Genomic DNA, 2325 nt, shown 5'->3' with positions numbered 1-2325 from the left:
CGTCGCGGGAATTGTTGGGATAACGCACCAATGGAGCGTTTCTTTAGAAGTTTGAAATCTGAGTGGATACCCGCCAGTGGTTATGGGAATTTTACAGAAGCAGATAAAGAGATCACAAATTACATCACTGGATATTACAGTGAGACCAGACCCCATCAATATAATGGTGGGTTAACGCCAAATGAGTCAGAACGTTTATATTGGAATGACTCTAAAACCGTGGCCAATTTTACTTGACCACTACAAACCGTTTAAGATGGACGCAAAAACCAGCTTCCTACAAGGCTGAGCTAGAATACAGGCTTCATTTTCAAACGTGTATAATGGAGCCTGTGAGTAGTGACTCTACATATATAGTCACGCTCTCTCAAGGGATAGGTGAATACGAAATAATCGAATTATCGCAATAACAAGCGTTAAAGAGGGACTTGGCACGCGTGGCATTTTCGGTTTGCAGTTTGTTTAGTGGTTAAGGTGTAAGGCGTAATGCGGCCACTTTTGTATTGCGCCACTACACATCCCAGCGCGGCCATAACGTAGCCCACGACAACCGCCTCATCTATGACAAAATCCAATATGACATCAACCGCACATATACAACGAATATGTTGTATTCACAATAATAAACAACAACTTGATTGTATTTATATAAAATAACATCGTATTAGTTGTAATTAACAGCGAATAACAACTAATATGATGTTTATGAGTAAAAGATAACCGAGCCAACACCATGAAGCACCTCAGTGAATTAGCCACAGAACTCAAGCACTACCGAGAACAACTAGCACTAAGTCAGAAAGACATGCTGCTGAACATTGGTATGTCACAGCAACAATACCAACGAATAGAAAGTGGCAGTGATACTCGCTTATCGACATTACTAAGAGTATTGGAAGGATTAAATCTTGAAATGATGATCGTTCCTAAACAGCACATAAGTGCAGTAAAAGCACTCATTAACCAAGCAACTTCAGATCCAGAAATTGACCGTCATTCGCCTAATAATTTAACGACTGAGACAGGAACATCTTGGGAAAAGGTCTTACATTCAGTTGATGATAAAGAAGAAAGTCTATGAAACCTGCGGAATCAGTAGAGGCCCTCGCGCTTTATTTAAATCATCAACGGATTGCGATACTCACTCATTATTCAGGTGGTAAAAACATTCTGAAATTTGACCCTGAATATATCGCGATGCCAAAAGCACTTCGACCAACATTAACGCTCACCCAACTGCTAGACCCCCATTACATCGATAAAATACAAGTCAGAACACAAAGATTATCACCGGTGCTGTCCAACTTGCTTCCCGAGGGCGCATTGCGGCACTGGATGTCAGCCGCGCTAAAAGTACATGAGAACAACGAATTTCCCATACTAGCATGGGCAGGGAACAATCTTCCTGGCGGCTTAATCGCATCAGCCATAGCAAAAGAAGATATTCCAGCTTGGGCACTATCGCCACGGGAAAGAACAGAAGCCATCGTAATCGACATCACCCACACCAGTAATAAGTTCTCACTTGCCGGTGTTCAAATGAAATTCTCGACAAGCAGAAACGATGGACGATTCAACATAAATGCCAATCAAGAAGGCCAAGATAGTTGGATTATCAAGACGCCTTCAACAGTACACCGCAACGTCCCACAAAATGAATACACTGCAATGAAGTTGGCACAAATAATCGGAGTGAACATCCCTGCAATTGAGCTCATCTCGCTTAATGCATTGGATAATCTACCTAACATCAAACTCCCAGATGAACCAACGGCATACGCAATTAAACGCTTTGACCGCAGTGATACGGGCCGCATTCATGCAGAGGACTTTGCCCAAATATTCGAAGTTTACGCCCATGATAAATACGGTAAATACAACTATGAAGCCATAGCTAAAGCTCTATATATGAGCAGCTACAATGGACTAAAAGACGTGCAGCAAATGGCGAGGCGATTGCTGGCCAATATCTTGCTCGCCAACGGTGATGCCCACTTAAAAAATTGGAGTGTTATCTACCAAGATACCCAAAATGCGATACTCTCGCCCGCTTACGATATTGTGAGCACCTTACCCTCGGTGTTTTTCAAGATAGTTGTCACTCTTTGTTTAAATATTAAGCTGCATTTATTACGCCTTCTTCTGGTGCCTTATCTGGGTTGAGTGTTACAGCGCCAACCGCTTCACAATTTCTGATCTCTGTAGACCAACGCATCGGTTTTCTTTCCTTCGCCGCCTCAAGCACTTTCTTGCGCTTCGCTAAAATAGCGCCATCTTGCAGTGCATGACGTTGCCCTGGTGAGACAAAATTTAGCTGGCTGTGTT

General features: G+C 42.7%; 3 protein-coding genes and 1 pseudogene. 3 read left to right on the top strand and 1 reads right to left on the bottom strand.

Going from position 1 to position 2325, the window contains the following annotated elements; translation table 11 throughout:
• From L5M38_RS23995 to L5M38_RS23985, 3 genes are all read left to right on the top strand, one after another.
• Positions 1–237, top strand: a 237-nt coding sequence (locus L5M38_RS23995; RefSeq protein ID WP_263146819.1) for an integrase core domain-containing protein, incomplete at its 5' end; no start/stop codon positions are given.
• 496 nt (positions 238–733) lie between these two features.
• Positions 734–1081, top strand: a complete 348-nt coding sequence (locus L5M38_RS23990) for a helix-turn-helix domain-containing protein (protein ID WP_263180532.1) — start codon at positions 734–736, stop codon at positions 1079–1081.
• Positions 1078–2163, top strand: coding sequence for a type II toxin-antitoxin system HipA family toxin (locus L5M38_RS23985; RefSeq protein ID WP_263180530.1), 1086 nt, complete (start codon positions 1078–1080; stop codon positions 2161–2163). Before L5M38_RS23990 ends, L5M38_RS23985 begins: the two co-directional genes overlap by 4 nt.
• Here L5M38_RS23985 and L5M38_RS23980 read toward each other — a convergent pair.
• A pseudogene (locus tag L5M38_RS23980) lies at positions 2117–2325 on the bottom strand (IS3 family transposase); the annotation flags it as partial. The gene L5M38_RS23985 and the pseudogene L5M38_RS23980 overlap by 47 nt on opposite strands.

It is taken from the genome of Shewanella sp. SM101, assembly GCF_025654465.1.
GTDB lineage: Bacteria > Pseudomonadota > Gammaproteobacteria > Enterobacterales > Shewanellaceae > Shewanella > Shewanella oncorhynchi.
Note: the sequence above shows the minus strand (reverse complement) of the source record. Positions and strands in the feature narration are given on the sequence as shown.